Annotated in this window: 19 protein-coding genes and 1 other RNA gene; 16 read left to right on the top strand and 4 right to left on the bottom strand. The window is 41.5% G+C overall.

Annotated elements, in window-relative coordinates:
- Positions 1–12: 12 nt before the first annotated feature.
- The 4 genes from FCN14_RS10595 to FCN14_RS10580 all read left to right on the top strand — a co-directional run bounded on the left by FCN14_RS10595 (position 13) and on the right by FCN14_RS10580 (position 3,060).
- The gene (locus FCN14_RS10595; protein WP_246043147.1) at positions 13–1,242 is read left to right on the top strand and encodes a site-2 protease family protein; all 1,230 of its coding nucleotides are present in this window, start codon (positions 13–15) and stop codon (positions 1,240–1,242) included.
- Between the two features lie 133 nt (positions 1,243–1,375).
- Positions 1,376–1,723 (top strand): hypothetical protein, encoded by a 348-nt coding sequence (locus FCN14_RS10590; RefSeq protein WP_171032889.1) that lies wholly within the window; start codon positions 1,376–1,378, stop codon positions 1,721–1,723.
- 81 nt (positions 1,724–1,804) lie between these two features.
- Complete coding sequence (gene smpB / locus FCN14_RS10585) at positions 1,805–2,272, top strand: SsrA-binding protein SmpB (protein WP_138431251.1); 468 nt, start codon at positions 1,805–1,807, stop codon at positions 2,270–2,272.
- An 11-nt stretch (positions 2,273–2,283) separates the two neighbouring features.
- Positions 2,284–3,060, top strand: a complete 777-nt coding sequence (locus tag FCN14_RS10580; RefSeq protein WP_138431250.1) for a M90 family metallopeptidase — start codon at positions 2,284–2,286, stop codon at positions 3,058–3,060.
- Positions 3,061–3,126: 66 nt separating this feature from the next.
- Here the strand turns inward: FCN14_RS10580 and rnpB are convergent.
- The 3 genes from rnpB to FCN14_RS10565 all read right to left on the bottom strand — a co-directional run bounded on the left by rnpB (position 3,127) and on the right by FCN14_RS10565 (position 5,420).
- Positions 3,127–3,498, bottom strand: an RNA gene (gene rnpB / locus FCN14_RS10575) — RNase P RNA component class A.
- A 113-nt stretch (positions 3,499–3,611) separates the two neighbouring features.
- Entirely contained in the window at positions 3,612–4,346 is a 735-nt protein-coding gene (locus FCN14_RS10570; RefSeq protein ID WP_138431249.1) for a zinc ribbon domain-containing protein, read from the bottom strand.
- 33 nt (positions 4,347–4,379) lie between these two features.
- Complete coding sequence (locus tag FCN14_RS10565; RefSeq protein WP_138431248.1) at positions 4,380–5,420, bottom strand: Nif3-like dinuclear metal center hexameric protein; 1,041 nt, start codon at positions 5,418–5,420, stop codon at positions 4,380–4,382.
- A 277-nt stretch (positions 5,421–5,697) separates the two neighbouring features.
- Between FCN14_RS10565 and FCN14_RS10560 the strand changes: the two genes are divergently transcribed.
- From FCN14_RS10560 to FCN14_RS10530, 7 genes are all read left to right on the top strand, one after another.
- The gene (locus FCN14_RS10560; protein WP_138431247.1) at positions 5,698–6,402 is read left to right on the top strand and encodes a YggS family pyridoxal phosphate-dependent enzyme; all 705 of its coding nucleotides are present in this window, start codon (positions 5,698–5,700) and stop codon (positions 6,400–6,402) included.
- Between the two features lie 79 nt (positions 6,403–6,481).
- Entirely contained in the window at positions 6,482–6,799 is a 318-nt protein-coding gene (locus FCN14_RS10555) for a hypothetical protein (RefSeq protein WP_138431246.1), read from the top strand.
- Entirely contained in the window at positions 6,799–7,098 is a 300-nt protein-coding gene (locus tag FCN14_RS10550; RefSeq protein WP_138431245.1) for a hypothetical protein, read from the top strand. The genes FCN14_RS10555 and FCN14_RS10550 overlap by 1 nt, the downstream gene beginning before the upstream one ends.
- A gap of 60 nt (positions 7,099–7,158) precedes the next feature.
- On the top strand, positions 7,159–7,476 hold the full coding sequence (locus FCN14_RS10545) for a hypothetical protein (RefSeq protein ID WP_138431244.1): 318 nt from the start codon (positions 7,159–7,161) through the stop codon (positions 7,474–7,476).
- Positions 7,473–7,841 (top strand): hypothetical protein, encoded by a 369-nt coding sequence (locus FCN14_RS10540; protein ID WP_138431243.1) that lies wholly within the window; start codon positions 7,473–7,475, stop codon positions 7,839–7,841. The genes FCN14_RS10545 and FCN14_RS10540 overlap by 4 nt, the downstream gene beginning before the upstream one ends.
- Positions 7,842–7,886: 45 nt before the next feature.
- Complete coding sequence (locus FCN14_RS10535; RefSeq protein WP_138431242.1) at positions 7,887–8,513, top strand: DivIVA domain-containing protein; 627 nt, start codon at positions 7,887–7,889, stop codon at positions 8,511–8,513.
- A gap of 147 nt (positions 8,514–8,660) precedes the next feature.
- Positions 8,661–9,497 (top strand): purine-nucleoside phosphorylase, encoded by an 837-nt coding sequence (locus FCN14_RS10530; protein ID WP_138431241.1) that lies wholly within the window; start codon positions 8,661–8,663, stop codon positions 9,495–9,497.
- Positions 9,498–9,617: 120 nt separating this feature from the next.
- Here the strand turns inward: FCN14_RS10530 and FCN14_RS10525 are convergent, their stop codons facing one another.
- Positions 9,618–10,655 (bottom strand): isoaspartyl peptidase/L-asparaginase family protein, encoded by a 1,038-nt coding sequence (locus FCN14_RS10525; protein WP_138431240.1) that lies wholly within the window; start codon positions 10,653–10,655, stop codon positions 9,618–9,620.
- Positions 10,656–10,833: 178 nt separating this feature from the next.
- Here FCN14_RS10525 and FCN14_RS10520 point away from each other — a divergent pair, with 178 nt between their 5' ends.
- The 5 genes from FCN14_RS10520 to FCN14_RS10500 all read left to right on the top strand — a co-directional run bounded on the left by FCN14_RS10520 (position 10,834) and on the right by FCN14_RS10500 (position 18,344).
- A complete protein-coding gene (locus FCN14_RS10520) occupies positions 10,834–13,257 on the top strand; it encodes a DNA internalization-related competence protein ComEC/Rec2 (RefSeq protein ID WP_171032888.1) in 2,424 nt (807 codons plus the stop codon).
- A gap of 70 nt (positions 13,258–13,327) precedes the next feature.
- Positions 13,328–14,644: an AI-2E family transporter gene (locus tag FCN14_RS10515; RefSeq protein WP_138431238.1), complete on the top strand. Its 1,317-nt coding sequence runs from the start codon at positions 13,328–13,330 to the stop codon at positions 14,642–14,644.
- A gap of 57 nt (positions 14,645–14,701) precedes the next feature.
- The gene (locus FCN14_RS10510) at positions 14,702–14,926 is read left to right on the top strand and encodes an exodeoxyribonuclease VII small subunit (RefSeq protein WP_138431237.1); all 225 of its coding nucleotides are present in this window, start codon (positions 14,702–14,704) and stop codon (positions 14,924–14,926) included.
- A gap of 6 nt (positions 14,927–14,932) precedes the next feature.
- A complete protein-coding gene (gene dxs / locus FCN14_RS10505) occupies positions 14,933–16,855 on the top strand; it encodes a 1-deoxy-D-xylulose-5-phosphate synthase (protein ID WP_138431236.1) in 1,923 nt (640 codons plus the stop codon).
- Between the two features lie 142 nt (positions 16,856–16,997).
- Positions 16,998–18,344: a serine hydrolase domain-containing protein gene (locus FCN14_RS10500; protein WP_138431235.1), complete on the top strand. Its 1,347-nt coding sequence runs from the start codon at positions 16,998–17,000 to the stop codon at positions 18,342–18,344.
- Positions 18,345–18,439: the final 95 nt, after the last annotated feature.

Raw genomic sequence — 18,439 nt, 5'->3', positions numbered from 1 at the left:
TCATCTTTACCTTTGGACAACAAGACTACAAACGAGACACAAAACTTCACAATTGATCACCTTAACACTCAGCATTCCATCAGCAGGCAGGCCAAAAGGGATCTGGATCCTATAACAATTGCCAAACATCTGGGGCTCTTTCTGCTGACTGTTATTACTGTTTCTTTGGCTGGGGCAGGATTTGTGGGATTTGAACCGAGTCTTTTCCCCTTGGGGCTTCCCAATCTTTCTGATTTCTATCGAGGCGCCCTGTTTGCCGGACTTCTACTGGGTTTCTTGGGGGTCCATGAGTTTGGGCACTATTTTGCAGCTCTCTATCACAATATTAAAGTCACCCTACCTTATTTTATACCAATCCCCTTAGGTATTGGCACGGTAGGAGCAGTCATCCGTATTAAACAAAAGATTAATGATACCTATAAGATGTTTGACGTAGGAGCTGCAGGGCCGTTGGCCGGCTTTTTAGTGTCACTACTCATTTTGCTCTACGGCTTTTCTACACTGCCGGACGCCAGCTATATACAAAATTTTCAGGGCCACGAAGAAGTAAAACAATATGTAGCCCAACAAGGTGTATACCCCGAAAACCCACCGCAAGAAACAGATGGACAACTACTAATGGTAGGCAATACCCTGCTTTATGGATTTTTAGCCTCCTTCTTTGAAAATGTACCTCCCATGTGGGAAATGTACCACTATCCTTTTTTATTTGCTGGATGGCTGGGACTCTTTTTTACGGCTTTAAACCTTACCCCCATAGGGCAGCTCGACGGGGGGCATATTCTCTACTCCCTAATAGGGTATGAAAATCATAAAAAAGTAGCTCGTATCTTTTTCGGTATTCTTATCACCCTGGCCGGTGTTGAGGCTATCCCTTTCATTCATTTATCGCTGGCAGACTTCGATAACAGCTATGGTGTTTTAAGCTGGATTATTTGGGCCGGCATTCTTTATACCCTGTTACGAAAAGCTTTCCACAATGAGCTTGAATGGATTTTACCAGTATTAGGCAGCAGTATGGCCCTCTCAGCCGGTTACCTCTATCTTTATGTAGGTAATATCTCTACTTCAGGATCTTTAATTTGGGTAGTCTGGTCATTCTTTATTGCCTATCTAGTGGGCGTTGAACATCCTCCGGCCCTGCGTGAACGCGAACTCGATTCGACTCGAAAATTTCTGGGGTGGCTAAGTATGGCTATTTTCATTCTCTGCATAAGCCCCAATCCCCTGTATTTAATCTAGCAATCTTTTGTTTATCTTTAACTGACAGAATCTAACCAGCATAACTTTTAACCAGTACCACCACATGCGTTATTTTTCCCTACTATTATTATTAATCCTGTTTATTTCATGCTCTAGTGATTCCCCCGAAAACTTGAATGAACATATTGATCAACTTATTTCCGAAGATAATTATTCACAGGCAATACAAGTGCTCAATGATTCAGATCCAACCAAAACTGATAACCTGGATCGACTTAAAGAAAAAACGTACCTGAATTATGGTTTATATCTTGAGTACAGGGGGCCAAAGGATAGCTCAATGCGTGATCGCATGACGTCAGCACTGGAACAGTACATTAAAGTGCTTAACTTAAATCCTAAAAACCAAAAGGCCCGAAAAGAGATTAAACAAATTATGGGAATTTACAGCACTATGCCTGACAAATCCCCTGGCGAAGAGATCGTCAGTGATCTGCGTAAGCTGGGCTTTGATTACTGATGATAGCCTGACGTTAGATAAATATAACAGCACTGATATTTAAGGCTTCCGAACTACCAATACTTTTAACCGCTTCAACAAATGTCCAACTCACCACCAACAATCAAAAACAGGAAAGCACGTCACGAATTTCGTATTGAGGAGACCTACGAGGCGGGCATAGCGCTAAAGGGAACAGAAGTGAAATCTCTCCGGGAAGGAAACGCAAGCCTCAGCGAGGCTTTTGCTTACCTAAAAGATGGGGAAGTATGGCTACATGACATGTATATTAAACCATATAAACATGCTTCTTTTGAAAACCATGATGAGCGACGTGACCGTAAACTTTTGCTCCATAAACGAGAAATTCGGGATATGGATAAAGCGGTCTCTAAAAAAGGGTATACCTTGGTGCCCCTTAAGCTGTATTTTAAAAAGGGATACGCCAAACTGCTTATCGGTATTGGCAAGGGTAAAAAACAACATGACAAACGTGAAGATATTAAAGAACGTGACATGAAGCGTGAACTGGATCGTAAATACAAGGGCACGTACAAAGTAAATATGTAATACCTTTTTTCATGTTTAGCTTTAAGAAGTGGCAGCGAAAACGCTTGATGCAAAAAAACTTTCCTGAGCAATGGCGCCCTATTCTTCGCCAGCAAGTGCCTTATGTAAAACATCTTCCGCCAGAGCTTAAACAAAAGCTAAAGGGACTCATCAATATCTTCATCAAGGAAAAAAGCTTTGAGGGTTGTGCCGGCCTCAAAATTACAGATGAGATACGTATTACCGTAGCGGCCCAAGCTTGCATTCTCCTTTTAGGAATTGAAGACTTATCCTCTTTTTATGAAGGACTTAGATCCGTGCTTATCTACCCCGAAACCTATGTTGCAAGAGTCAAAAGCAATCGTAACAGCTTTTTTGTAGAAGAAGGATACCAACGACGGCACGGCGAGGCTTGGTCACGCGGTCATGTAGTACTGGCCTGGGATGAGGTCAAAAAAGGCGCCTCCGACATTAATGATGGCCAAAACCTGGTATTCCATGAATTTGCCCATCAACTTGATTACGACTATGGCGCAACGTCTGAGATAGAAGCCAACAGTAATGACTCTACCTTCTTGTCTTGGGGATGGGTTGTAGGAAAAGAGTACAATAAACTACTCAAAGCTATCAAAAAGAATCAACACACCCTGATTGATGAGTATGGAGCTACTAATCTGGCCGAATTTTTTGCTGTCGTTACTGAAAACTTCTTTGAACGTCCCCAAGCTTTACAACAAAAACACCCGGAACTGTACCAACAGCTTAAAAGATTCTATCAGCAAGATCCGGCAAAATACCTGGAATCATAAACGGCAATAAGCAGTTACTGGCCAAAATACAAAAGGCCACCCTGCTCGGGTAGCCTTCTGATATTAATGAAAGGATAGTCTGTAAGCCGAATTCTGTAACTGCCCGCAGGCAGATGGTAATCATTTATCTGGTCCCCGAATTGCTTCGGGGCTCAAGCACTCCACCCGACCGCATTGTGACGAGTTGCACAACGGTCTGCGTGAGCTTGCACCCTGTGAGGTTTACCAAGCCTCCGAATGTTACCACCGGAGCGGTGAGCCCTTACCTCACCTTTTCACCTTTTCCCAGCACAAGGCAGGGTAGTCTGTTTTCTGTGGCACTAGCTAACCGGTTAGCCGGATCTTCCCGTTAGGAAGCACAGTACTCGTTGGTGTTCGGACTTTCCTCTCACTTACGCCTAAAGTAAGGCGCAGATGAGCGATTACCCAACCATCCTACTTAAATATAACACTTTTATAAGTGGCAATATTATATCCTCAAAACAAAAAAGATGTACCACATCAATCTAGATGCGTACATCTTTTTAATAAAGCCTTATTTGGCTAGTTCTCTACAGCGACAGTTGCTCTTGAGCATTTTCAAAGAAAGAGGGATGAACTACAATACGGCCACTATTCTCGTCAATAATAATCTTATTCTTATGACGAACCTCCACCTGTGTTTGAGGCGGTAAAGCCATTCCCAGGGCAGCTCCTTTCTCCATTGGCACTACAGCTAAGCCATTGGACAAACCATCACGAAGTCGATTATAGCTTCTCAGATAGCGGTCGTCGATATTTTCTTCGACCTCTGCCCGCTTGTCTTCTAGCATATCCTCTTCTTTCTGGGTGTCCTTTTTCACCTCTTCAAGGTTAGCCTGCTTTTGTTCATACAGCTCCTTGGTTTGATCGAGCTGTTCCTGATATTTTTCAATTTCAGGTCCAATCTGCTCTAAACGCTGTTCGATCTCTTCCTTGCGAGAATTTGCATTCTCAATAACCTGCTTTTGAGACTCAATCTCTTTTGTCAGCGCATCGTATTCACGATTATTTCGCACCGACATTTGCTGCTCCTCATATTTGTCCATCTTATTCTGAGCGTCTTTAATTTCAAGCTCAAGGTTATCTTGCTCAACCTTTAGCTCCTTTTGTTCATTTTCAAGCCGCTCAATTTTGGCTTCGAATCGATTGATGTCTGTCTCAATATCAAGGATTTCTTCCGGCAGATCTCCTCGCAGCTGTTTTAGCTCGTCTATTCTGCTGTCGATATATTGAAGATTTGCTAATTGTTGAAGTACTTCTTCCATAAATTACAGTATCGTCGTTTATTCCTGCGGATTTTATTTATTACCAGGTATGAAAACCTGCATTGGGTTGGTAACTACTTCTGTTTCAAGAACGTCTAGCTGCTCAAATGCCTCAGACAGTTCTTGCTGAAGCGCCGCTACCATTGGCACTTCGCTTTCATAATGGCCTACATCGACCAATAAAAAATCATCGGTGTCGGTAAAATAATCGTGGTATTTAATATCTGCGGTAACAAATGCCTGTGCCCCTTGTGCTATTGCTTTTCGGACCAAAGAAACGCCGGCCCCTCCACATACAGCAACCTTCTTAATACGCTCAACAGATCCTGAAAAACGAATAGCATCTACATCTAAGGCCTCTGAAACGGTATCGAGGAACTGTTGTTGAGTTAAACCCTTTTCACGATAAAAGCCTACTACTCCCATTCCTACATTATTAGAGGCACTTGCCACATCCATTACCTGAAAACTACCAGTGTGTAACAGTCCATTTTTGTCGAGTTCTTTTTTGAGGTCCGAAACATTATGTTCATCCATAATAGCTTCGTATGTAAACTGGCCCTCCTTTTTTCCCTCTACCTTATGATAGTGTGCTTCTTCAGCCGAGTAATAATTCAACAACTTCAACACCGATTCACTATCGTTGTGGTTGGTAGTAAGCACAATTTTCCTGCTGATATTATAGCTGTTATCCAAAAACTTCATGTTCTCAAGCCCCAACTGCTTTCCTAATACAAAAGAAACACCATCAAGGGCAGCATCGAGATTAGTATGCGCTACAATAAGCGCTATATCATTTTTTATCAGCTTAAAAATGATCTTTCCCTGCTCATTCGTTGGATTTATGCGATCAATACTATTAAAAATAAGGGGATGGTGAGCAACGATGAGGTCACAGTTTTTTTGCATGGCCTCATCAACAATATCTAGCGTAACATCGAGGCAAGTAAGTGCTCGTGATATTTCTTGATTGGGATCTCCGACAAGTAACCCAACGTTATCATAATCGAGCTTGGTGCTGGGCGGAGCCCACTGGTGCAAAAAAGTGGATATATGCCGGACCTGAATATTCATTCTGGTTATCGCCCTCCGTGCTTTGGAGTTTCGGTTAAATCGCACCTTCGGCGATAAGCAATTATATCAGAGTCGAAATAAAAAATACTCAGTGTGAGAGTGATCAATGTATGTTCGAGTCTTTTGTTTCAGACTTACAAAATACCATTTTAATACCTTTCTTAAAAGCTTATTTTTAACAATATGCAAAGCACTTTTTTATCCAATAACCTTACATCCAAACCTCAAAATAGCGGATGTCGAATGACCCTTTTAAACCCAAAAGTATTATAACTGCATGTCCGAGAATATTTGCCAAAATTTATCTGATTTAAATGACCGTATTACCAAAGCCTGTAACCAAGCTGGGCGTTCTCCTGATGAAATCACCCTTGTTGCAGTCAGCAAAATGAAACCGCTGGAAAACATCAAAGAAGCATTTGGGTGTGGACAGATCCACTTTGGAGAAAACCGTGCGAAGGAACTTCAGGACAAAATGGAAGCCTACGAAGAAGACAAGATTCAATGGCATATGGTAGGTAACCTACAGACTAATAAAATAAAGTATATGGTTGAGCGGGTTAACTGGATCCATTCCATTGAAAAACCCAAGTATTTAAGGGAAATTGAGAAACGGGCTTCTCGCATTGACCGTACCATCAATACGCTAGTACAGATAAATATCAGCGGTGAAGATCAAAAAAGTGGATGCAAAGAAGAAGATCTGGAAGAGATACTTACATATGCCCGTGAATTGGATCATGTGCGGATTCGTGGACTAATGGGAATGGCTACTTTTGTAGATCCCGATGAAGTGGAAAAAGTTCGCCCCCAATTTAAAAAGCTGCGAACTATTAGAGATAATCACCGCAAGTTTGAAGCTGACAACGTACAGCTGGATGAATTGTCGATGGGCATGACCAACGATATGGAAATCGCTATTGAAGAAGGATCAACAATGGTGCGTGTAGGACGTGCTATTTTTGGAGAACGTAACTACTGAGCCAAATTATCGTTATAAGTACTTTCAATCTCTTTAAGATTTAGTACATTACATAAAGATAACTTAAAATCTGTTTATTATGGCAGCTTGGATCTGGGTTCTTATACCACTGGTAGCAATTATTGGCGGCTTTATTATTGAGTATCAAAAAAATAAAATATCGATGATGAATCGCAGTCGCCAAAATGAAGAGGAAGTTGAGGACCTGCGCAAGCTTGTCAACGCTCTCAAAGGGCGCATTGAAAACTTGGAAGCTATTGCTGCCGGCGAACCGGAAGAGTTTTCAACCGGATCAGGGCGTGGAATGGAAGAGATTGAAATTGAAGAGGAACCATCCATCAAAGAGCAGAACCAACAAGAAGTCTCAAATATGGCTGATAAACGGAGGACCAAATAATGGAAGGCGAAGTTTTTGTAATAATCCTTGTAGCAATAGGATGTACAACGGGCATTATTAAATCATGGCTAAATCGGGGAAACAATAATAATGAGAAGTTAGAGCATCAATTTGACCGACTGGCGAAAGCCTTTGTACAACACAAAAAAGATATGCAGGAACGAGTGCAAAACCTGGAAGCAATCATTGCTTATGAAGACAACAACGACAAGGAACATTACTCTCAAATAGAGGCTCCTGGCAAAGGGAACAGCACATTAACTAATGACTTACAGGAACGCAAAAAAACAAGGTCATAACTCTTTACTAACAACATCAGCCACAAAGAAAAAGGATATTAACTTCACTACAAGAATGGTATGGAAACCTTAATAGGACTCATTTTTATAGGATTTGGTACTTTCCTCGGTGGTCTGATTATGTGGAAGCTGTTTGACATGGTGCGATCATCCGTAAACAAAAATAAAAAGACGACCATTGACGTTGAAGATTTTGATAAACTTGCAAGAGCTTTTATTCAACATACAAAAGAGATGGAGCAACGTGTCCAAAATATTGAAGAAGCAATTGCTGGACAGCAAGATGACAACGAATCTTTTATAGAACTAGAAGCACCACAAGTTAAGGAAGAAGGATTAACTAACGATCTTAATACAAAAGACGGAGTCCAATTATGAGCTTTGAAGAAATGGTAGTTGCCTTGGTAGGTTCCCTGGGGGCCTTTGCCCTTGTTGGCTACCTGGCATCAAAAACATTTGGATTAATTAAAGCCTGGATTAACAGAAATAACAGTTCTATAGAAGAAGAACAGTTTAACAGGCTGGCGAAAGCATTCATGGAACACAAGAAAAAAACTGAAAACCGCTTGAAAAACTTAGAAACAATAGCAACTGATGAATCCTCAGAACAGTATTCATCTTCTGAGGGCAACAAACAGATCGAAGCTCCCAAAGAAAATATCGAAATCGAAGATCGAGAAATAACCAAGGAACAATCTGGGTCAAAGGACGATAACAACTTACAGAATATGCTGCGAGAGTAGTACATTAGATTACACAAATTTATCTGATTACTTAGGGCACAAGCTATGAAACTTACCGCACTTGAAATCAAACAGCAGGAGTTTGAAAAATCTTTACGAGGATATGACAAAGCCGAAGTTCAGGCTTTTTTAAACCTTATGTCCAACGAATGGGAACATATGGTTACCAAAAACCGAGAGTTGGAAAAACGCATTGATGAGCTTGAAGAAAAGCTCAAACACTATGAACGAGTGGAAGAAGCATTACACGAAACGCTGCAAACGGCCAAGGAGTCGGCCGAACAAAAACTAACCGGCGCCCGAAAAGATGCCCGCAACAAGATTGAAAAGGCAGAAATGGAAGCCGAATCCATTATACGAGAAGCAACACAGCAGCGCCAACAGGTTCGCCAAAGTATTATCCGATTACTTGACCGACGAAAAGAAATTATCGGAGGCATCCGCTCATACCTGGAAATGGCCCAAGAATCATTGGAACAGTTTTCAAAAGATGAAGCGGCCCTCTTTGATCTCCCTGCTGACGAAGATAAGTTTTCTGATAAACTGAACGAAAAAGCCGAACGCCGGACAAAGAGTATAGTCGAAGAAGACAACTCCGAATTTGAAGAAGAGGCTCACCCCCTACCCCCTGGTGCCGAAAATATGGATGACATTATTGATGAGCTGGATTAACGGAATCATTGCACTATTATATAGTTAAAAAAGGACAAGCACAGTGTGTCATCTATATTAACAACTAATTTTGATATTCTTTTCGCTACATCTTTTTTATATTTTTGAATCATTTTTATAGCCAACCTTAAATAAAAAGCACCATTCATGCACCTGGAATCTGTAGAAGAGTTTCGAAAAAAACGTGCTGAAGCAATAACATATCTTAAGCAAGAAACAGACGCGCAACCTGACTACTTAATAATTCTTGGAACAGGACTTGGCGACCTTGCAGATGAAATTGATATACGAGACAGCATCTCCTATTCCGACATTCCCCATTTCCCCGTCTCAACAGTTGAAAGTCATGCCGGGCGTCTGCTTTTTGGTACACTGAGCGGAAAAGATGTTGTTGCCATGCAGGGACGATTTCATTATTACGAAGGCTACTCTATGCAGGAAATTGCTTTCCCAATACGGGTGATAAAGGAACTCAGTGCTGATACACTCATAGTCAGTAATGCAAGCGGTGGCATGAATACGAACTTTCGCCGTGGTGAAATTATGCTGATAAATGATCATATCAATATGCTGGGCGATAATCCGCTTATTGGCCCCAATGACGAAGAGCTCGGTCCCCGTTTCCCGGATATGAGTGATCCATATACCGAACAACTTCGCGATGTCGCTGAACAAGTGGCATTAGATAAAGGTATAAAAATGCACGAAGGTGTTTACCTGGCCCTTAGTGGTCCTACATTAGAAACCAAAGCTGAATATCGCTTTTTACGAAATATTGGTGCTGATGTGGTAGGTATGAGCACCGTGCCTGAAGTTATTGCTGCTGTCCATATGAGTATGGATATACTCGGTATCTCAGTAATAACCGATGAATGCTTCCCTGATGCATTGGAACCAGTGAATATTGAAGAAGTGTTAGAAGCAGCAGGTATTGCAGAGCCCCAAATGACCCAAGTTATTACAGGCGTATTGGAACGGCTTTAAGAGATCAATATAAAACCAATCATTTTGATTAATATTCCTGGTTTCCAAAACCCTATGTAAAAGAAAAAGGACATAAATGCCATCGCATTATGCCCTCCTATTACAAAATTACCACTACTGTTATTTCCAGATAGCCACTTCTCTATTTCCTTCAGAATCAGAAGCACCACGGAACATTCCCTGCGTATTCATACCCATAAATATATTACCTTTTTTATCAACGCCAATCATTCCTGCATCTCCTTTATCCAACACATCTTCGAGCAAATAATTACCGGCCTCTTCAATTGAAGCAGGCTTATGCTTCATATAAGCACTCACCGTATGGCCTGAAACAGCCCGCATTATTTTCTCACCCCACCCTGTCATAGAAACTGCTACTACATCACTGGCATAGGTACCGCTTCCGATGATAGGGACATCACCAACACGGCCAAACTTTTTGTTTGTCATACCACCGGTTGAAGTACCGGCGACAATCTGTCCTTCTTTATCAACTGCCACCGCACCGACCGTCCCGTATTTCTGTTTAAGCTCCTCAGGGCTAAGATCTATTACGCTAGACTGTGCATCTTCCTGCTTTTCACGTTTCAAAGCCCGCTTCCATGCTTTATGGCGGTGTTCGGTGAAAAAGTAGTCTTGGTTAACACGCTCAAGCTCAAACTTATCAGCATACTTCTCAGCCCCATCTCCAGCAAACATAACATGCTTAGAATTTTCCATTACCAATCGTGCCAATGAAATAGGATTTTTTACTGTTTTAACCCCTGTAATAGTACCGGCTTCGCGCGTATTACCAACCATCATTGCAGCATCCAGCTCATGTCCCCCATCGTGGGTAAATACAGCCCCTTTCCCCGCATTAAACTTGGGGTTATTTTCCAGGTAGTTAATTACATTTTCAACAGCATCCAAAGCTGAACCACCATTCTTTAAAATCTCCTCTCCTACAGCAAGAGCTTCACTGAGATCATTTTTATAGGCTTTTACTACAGAATCAGGCTTATCCTTCGATATTGTACCAGCTCCTCCATGAATTACAAGTGCCCAATCTTTCTTTTTCGTCTCTGTTTTCTTTTCCTGTTCATTCCCAATATATAGAGCTCCTGTAATGATGGCCAAGACAAGAACAAATACTAGCGCTTTACCAAATTTCATATCCCTTATAGTTTATTTTCAATTATATGTTATGCTTACTAAACATTGTAGAAATACAACTCTTCTAACTATTAAAATTATAAGCACCGCCAATGCCATTTCAAAGCATAACTTCAATCCTGAAACATCATTTAGCAATTATTAAGTAAGGAACTTCCCTACAATTGGTCATACTTATGTGGATAGCCGACAAACATATCACTTCCCTTTTGCCTCATACCCGGCAATACGATTACTACTATTGCTGGCTTGCGGTATCATAATAGACTACCATACCCATCTCTCAACGCTCATTTGGGCTCTAGCTTTTGGGATAATAGCCACCATTTATATCGTAAGTGAGTGGCACCATCAATCCTCTTTGCGTACCTCTTCGTTCCGCATTGCCATCTGCTGTTATTTGGGATTGGTTGTGGCCTTTGGCGGCTTCTGGCACTCTCTTTTTGACTATAGGGACTCGCCCACCCATGCAAAAATCATAAATAGCTATACCTGGCAAGATTTAACATTTTATGGAACCATAGAGCAACTTAAACAAACAAGCACCGGTAAGTTCCAGATTGATGTAGAGATTGATACCACTTCCTTCCCCAATAACTTAGTATGGAATAAATCTTATAAACTCCGTGCAATACTCAATCCGGATGATCTTCCATTACCCGAGGATGTAAAGCTAGGCAACAACATTGCCTTCAATGCTACTATTTATCCTCTCGAAGCTCCCAGCAATCCCTCGCAATTTAATTACAAAGATTATTTAGCTTCGATAGGTATTTATTCACAGGCCGGAATTAACGAAATTGACCATATTGGCCCACAAACCGGCGTATTTCCTAGGTGGACCAATATACGACAACAGGCATTAGACGCAATAAATACCAACTTTAGCAACCAAACCACTTCGCTGGCAAAAGCACTGCTTATTGGATACAAAAATGAATTGCAACGCGAAAACAAAGTTGCTTTTTCACGTGCCGGACTCTCTCACATTATGGCAGTTTCGGGCTTACATGTTGGTTTTATCCTGGCACCGTTCTGGGTTATTATTCCTTTTTTCTGGACCTTTCGCTACGGCAAACAACTGGGACTGGTATTCTTAATCGGCTTCCTCTTTTTTTATGCCGGCCTGACCGGCTTCCCTGCCTCAGTTACAAGGGCTTCTTTGGTAGGAGGTTTTTTAGCTTATGGTAAGCTCTTTTACAAAGTTCGAAATTCTAAAAATCTAACTGCCGTTGCAGCACTTATTATCCTAATAATAAACCCGAGTGATCTATTCTCCATTGGATTTCAACTTTCTTTCAGTGCAGTGTATATCATACTTCTGCTCGCACCTGTATTCACAAAACCACTTCCCATTTGGATACAGTATCGGTGGTATGGGCAACCTCTGATGATTGTTATGATTTCATTTATTGTCCAGCTGGGTTTGTTTCCACTGCTTGCATATTACTTTGGCGAGTTTTCGATTGTTGGACCTTTCACAAATGCTCTTGTCATTCCTTTTTTAGGAATTGCTATACCTCTTGCCTTGCTAATACTACCCATTGGGATGGCATCTCCTGGTATTGCCAATTTTTTAAACTTCCCCATTGAATATTTTCTGCGAGCCTTGGAACAGTTTGTAACTATGGCAGCTCATTGGCCGGGAAGCTGGATACAAGTCCATATAGACAGCCTGCTGCTTTTTGGCATCTGGACGATTTCCATATTTTTTCTTGCTACGCTTACCATCCCAAAAATACGCTGGAAAATACTCATCTTGTTTCTACTATTACTCTGTATAGGCCAGGGTAAATCTGTTATTCAAAAACTGTCTCCAGAGGAATTACAAATAACCATATTTGATGTAGGCCAGGGGGATGCAACACTTGTAAGCACCCCTAACGACAAACACTTTCTTATAGATACAGGGCGCTGGCAACTTACATATAATAGTGCAAAATATATTCTACTGCCTCACCTTAAAGCAGAAAACATTACCAAACTCAATGGGGTTTTCCTTTCTCATCCTCACGCCGACCATATTGGAGGCATCCCTGAGCTGATCAACCAGATTCCTATAGACACCATCTATAATTCGGGCACGCCATATAACTCTGGGCTATACCAGAAGTATCATCAAAAAGCATCTGAACAGAATATACCCATAGTACCTCTTTCTGCCGGAGATATCGTAATGATAGATCCCTCAATGCGAATATTCATATATGGGCCCGATACGCAAACGGCTAACTCTAATGTCAATAACCGTTCATTGCTTATGGAACTAATCTATGGGAATACTGAATTCCTTTTTCTCGGAGATGCTGAACAAAAACAAGAGGCACAGCTTGTTAAAGACTATCCCATGCTAGCTGATACAGATGTTCTTAAAGTTGCCCATCACGGAAGCAAAACAAGTTCCACGCCTTTACTTTTACAGCATATTACGGCCCAAACCGGCGTGGTATCACTCGCCTTAAAAAATAGATTCAGACACCCACACAAAACAGTTATATCGCGATTACATAAGTATATAAACGACCTCCATTTTACCAGCCTTGACGGGGGTATTATATTTAGCTCTGACGGAAAAACGATAACTAAACGTACTCTTAAATAGCCATTACGAAGAGGTTGGACAATTACAATGCATCAATTAAATTGTCTTTCATTAAAGAACCGATATTTTTATGGCAAAACATCCTCATTCGTGGCTTAACGAACGTGGGCAGCTAATTTTATTAGGCGGTGGTGTAGCCGGCCTGCTCTTTTTAATGTACCTGCTTGAACACTTAATCAACCCATTGGGGTACGGACTGTTAATCGGTATTATTCTGTACCCCATTCGGAAGCAGCCGGTAGCACGTGCACTCTTATATGCCACCTTCTTTTCGGCAGGCCTCTGGCTTATTTATGACTCGGGGCACCTCCTTATTCCGTTTGTATTAGCCTATATTATTGCATTTATCATAAATCCACTTGTTGAGATGCTCGAACGTCGGCGCATTCCGCGGGGAGCTATCGCAGGTATCTTTACCGTAGCCAGTCTTGGCGTACTGGCTCTCATTCTCTTTTTAGCGATCCCCCCACTTATTGAACAGGTTTCAAAGCTTGGCTCATTCGTTTATGAAATTTCCAACAATACCGAAACTGTTGTTGAAGACTCAGGCATTTTAATCGTTTTTGAAAACCTTGGTTTTGATACCGCATCGATAAAAACCAAACTTGTTACACAACTTAATCTATTTACCCAAGAATTTTATGAGGGCCTTACTTCCCTTTCATCATCCTATGTTTCAGGACTCGGAAGTATTGTTACGGTAGCATTTCTTATCATACTTATGCCTTTTCTATGCTTTTTTATGATTCGGGATTATGAAAAAATCGGCGTATTTGTACGCTCCCTGATAACTCCCTCCAATGTTTCAACAGATTACACCACAGAAATTAGCCGTATTGTAGGATCATATCTGCGCGGGCAGTTTATAGTAGTACTGATTAGTGCGATAAATCTTAGTATCGGTTTTTACCTTGTAGGCATTCCATACGCCCTGGTGCTAGGAATTGTAGCCGGGCTTACAAATTTCATCCCGACATTTGGCCTATGGTTTAGCGTTACGTTATGTACACTGGTTGGTATTTCCACTGGGCAACCTTGGTACGAGTACCTGCCCGGCATATATATCGTTTTTGGCATCGAACAGATTTTAGAGTCCGGTTTTATTGTACCACGAGTAGTGGGACGGCATGTAGGCCTCCACCCCTTATTGGTAATGGTATCATTGCTATTATTCGGCTTTATGTTTGGACTCTTGGGATTACTTATTGCTGTTCCATCAGTTGCATTAATTTCTGTATTTTACCAGCAATATCGGAAAACACAGAAAATTTCTTTTTTGAGTGGCAGTGAACTGGACTCATTTATCCAACAATTTGACCGAGAAACACAAAAACAGAAAAAGAAAAAAGAACAGGAAATGGAAAAAGAATTGGATTCCGACGGTTAAACCTTTTTATTTTTATGGTTTTCTATATTGCGAACTACACGCCTAAAAATTCTTTTTATGAGTAAGAAGGAACGACCAAGCTTCGAAGAGGCTTTATCTAGACTGGAATCAGTGGTAAAAGAGCTTGAAAGTGAATCTATCTCACTGGAAAAATCTATCAAACTGTATGAAGAGGGTATTAAATTGTCTAACCTCTGTACAGAAACACTTGAAGAGGCAGAGTTGCGTATCAAAAATGTAGCTGAGCAACATGCCAATGATGATGATAATAATAATGAATAACAGAATATGGAATTTGAAGAAATAACGCCAGGACCGCTACTTGCCAATATTGACTCTCCAGAAGATCTTAAAAAACTAGACCCCAATCAGCTCGTTGAAGTTTGTGACGAACTTCGGGATTTCATCGTTGATATTGTATCTATCCATGGAGGGCATTTTGGTGCCAGTCTTGGCGTGGTTGAAATGACGGTAGCACTACATTATGTCTATGATACGCCCAAAGATCTTTTATTATGGGATGTTGGACACCAGGCTTATGGGCACAAAATTCTCACTGGTCGCCGCGACAACTTTCATACCAATAGAAAATATGGCGGCCTCTCAGGATTTCCCAAACGTAGCGAAAGCGAATATGATACCTTCGGAGTAGGGCACTCCAGCACCTCTATTTCAGCAGGTCTTGGTATGGCAGTAGCCAGAGACCTTGATGATAGCGACAAAAAAGTAGTTTCGGTTATCGGTGATGGAGCGATGACAGCGGGACTGGCATTTGAAGCAATGAATAACGCAGGGGTTATGAACTCTGACATCTTAGTTATCCTTAATGATAACTGTATGTCTATAGATCCCAATGTTGGAGCACTCAAAGAATATTTAACGGATATCACCACCAGTAAAACATTTAATAAACTGCGTGATGAAATCTATGACATGCTCGGACATTTTAAATCGGCCGGTGACAAGATGCGCAGAGTGGCATCAAAGCTTGAAAAAGCAGTAACGGCTGCCATAACACCGGGAGGGCTTTTCCAAGCCTTAGGCTTTAAATATTATGGACCTGTCGACGGACATAATGTAGATACCATGCGCCGCCACCTCGAAGACCTTAAAGATATACCCGGACCAAAGCTTTTACATGCGGTTACCGTAAAAGGCAAAGGGTTTGCTCCTGCCGAACGTGAACAAACGAAATGGCATGCACAGAGTAGCCCCTTTGACAAAATTACCGGCAAAACTCTGGATCCCGACACAGCCCCAAAACCCCCCAAATATCAGCACGTTTTTGGAGAAGCTGTAGTAGAACTAGCTGATAAAAACGAAGATATTGTCGGTATTACACCGGCTATGCCCAGTGGTTCCAGCTTGTGGCCCTTAATGGATAAATATCCTGACAGAGCATTTGATGTAGGAATTGCCGAACAACACTCTATCACCTTTGCTGCTGGTTTAGCTGCTGAAGGTAAAAAAGCCTTTGCTGCTATCTACTCTACCTTCCTGCAACGAGCTTATGATCAAGTAATACATGATGTGGCTATCCAAAAGTTGCCCGTTGTGTTCTGTATTGACCGTGCCGGCTTGGTTGGTGCCGACGGACCTACCCATCACGGAGCCTATGATATTTCATACCTCCGCGGAGTCCCGAACATGATCGTCTCCTCCCCAATGAATGAAGAAGAGTTACGAGATATGATGTATACCGCCTCAAAATATGATGAGGCCGCATGGGCTATACGTTATCCGAGGGGTAGAGCAACCGGCATGAAGATCCCTGAAGGTTTTAAAGCAATGGAAATTGGGAAAGGCGAAAAACTGCGTGACGGTGATGAGATCGCAATACTCAGCTTTGGTCCCTTTGGCAACTATGTAATGAAAGCAGCCAATGACTTAGCTAAAGAGGGCATCAGTGTGGGACATTTTAACATGCGATTTGCTAAACCTCTGGATACAGAGCTCATCAAAGAAGTCTGCCAAAGCTATGATCATATTATTACCATTGAAGATGGTACTAAGTTAGGCGGTTTTGGAAGTGCAGTCGTAGAATTTATGGCAGACAAACCATATCATACTCCGACTACCATTATGGGTATTCCTGACCGTATTGTAGAACACGGAACACAGGAAGAGCTTCACCACGAAGTGGGCCTTGATTCGGAAGGGATCAAGAAGAAAGTTCGAGAAGTGCATGAAGCTGCTTCTCTGAAAGCATAAATCTCACTTTTTTTAACTAGTTTCCAAGCCCTCAGGATATTCAAAATCCTGAGGGCTTTTTATTTCTATCATTTTAAAACTTTTTTGTTTGTCAGCTCGTCATAACATCACGAGAAAGTCCAAATTTTAGAATTTACATATCGTGAAACTATCACATCACTTGTTATTGGTTGTATTTATTATTCTTTGTATCGGCATAACGAATACTATTACCGCACAAGAGGGGCCGCCAGAGCATGTTCGGAAAGCCATTCAATCCGTCGAGCATATGCTAAAAAGTGAATCCGATTCAGCAATAGAGCAATTTATTGACGAATCAATGGTTCTGCCAGAAATGAACGATCGCTCTTCTGTTTTTGATCACTTGAAAAATATTCGTCAGCAAGTTCCCACACGATGGAACGACATCAACGTAACTCCTCAACCGGAAGGTATCCAGCTATCTATAGTAGGATATAATGACAGCATTTATATCGACATAGCACTTGAAGAAGATGGAATTCACGGTCTGAGACTTGCTGATCCCCCGGAGCCAATCACCTTAAGCCGAAACAACCTCGATGAAACATTTGCCAAGCTAGAATCCGAAGGAATGGCTGGCATAGCATACGTTCAACTAAATGGCAAAGTCTTTTTAAAGAAAGGATTTGGGATGGCCAATAAGCAACTTGAAATCCCCAACACAATATCAACAATTTTTGGTGTTGGCTCGCGGCCCATCGACTTTACCAAGGCTGCTATCTATTTGTTGGAACAACGAGGAAACCTTGACCAGGATAATACCATCGACCATTATCTCAATAATGTTCCTGCTGATAAAGCCTCAATGACCCTTCGACATTTGATGACGGGACAATCAGGGCTTCCTGACTTTTTCCATACTGCGGAAGATTGGGACCCCGACCTGCAATGGATTGACAGAGAAAAGGCTGTTAATCGACTCCTAAATCAACAACTACTGTTTGAACCGGGCAAAGATCGTCAACATTCTCACGGGGCTTTTGTACTGCTGGCGGCTCTTGTGGAAAAGATATCGGGACAATCCTATTTCGATTTTCTATATCAGAACTTTTTTGAGCCTGCGGAAATGAATCATACTAATGAATATGGCAAAATATCAGGGCATAAACTCACAGACTTTGCCGTAGGTGCAGGTCCCCAAAAAGTGGGAATACCAAACATTCCACCCAACTGGGGGCCAACATCCTGGCTCATAAAAGGGAGTGGCGGCATGTATTCTAACCTCGATAACCTGTTGAAGTTTTACGATTATGTTCGTTCTGATGCATTATTTGAAGCTAAATACCGCAAGCAATTTAAAAGCCCTACCGTAAATTTGGACGGCTCAGTTCGAGGCTTTGAACTCTTTAATATTTACCATCCCTCCGGGAATCAAGCATATATTTTTTTAAATGATCCCAATAATACCAACCAGGTGCGGGAATTATTTAAAGCAATGGAACGACTTATCTTGAAATCCGAAAAGTAAATATCTATTAATTTAAAACTTTTTCCCCTCCTGCATCGTCATTACAATGTACGATTCGTAACATGCTGCTGAAAGGCAGTGTTAAGTTGGTAACT

It is taken from the genome of Fodinibius saliphilus, from assembly GCF_005869845.1.
In the GTDB taxonomy this organism is placed as follows: Bacteria; Bacteroidota; Rhodothermia; order Balneolales; family Balneolaceae; genus Fodinibius; species Fodinibius saliphilus.
This window is presented reverse-complemented; position numbering and strand designations above follow the sequence as displayed.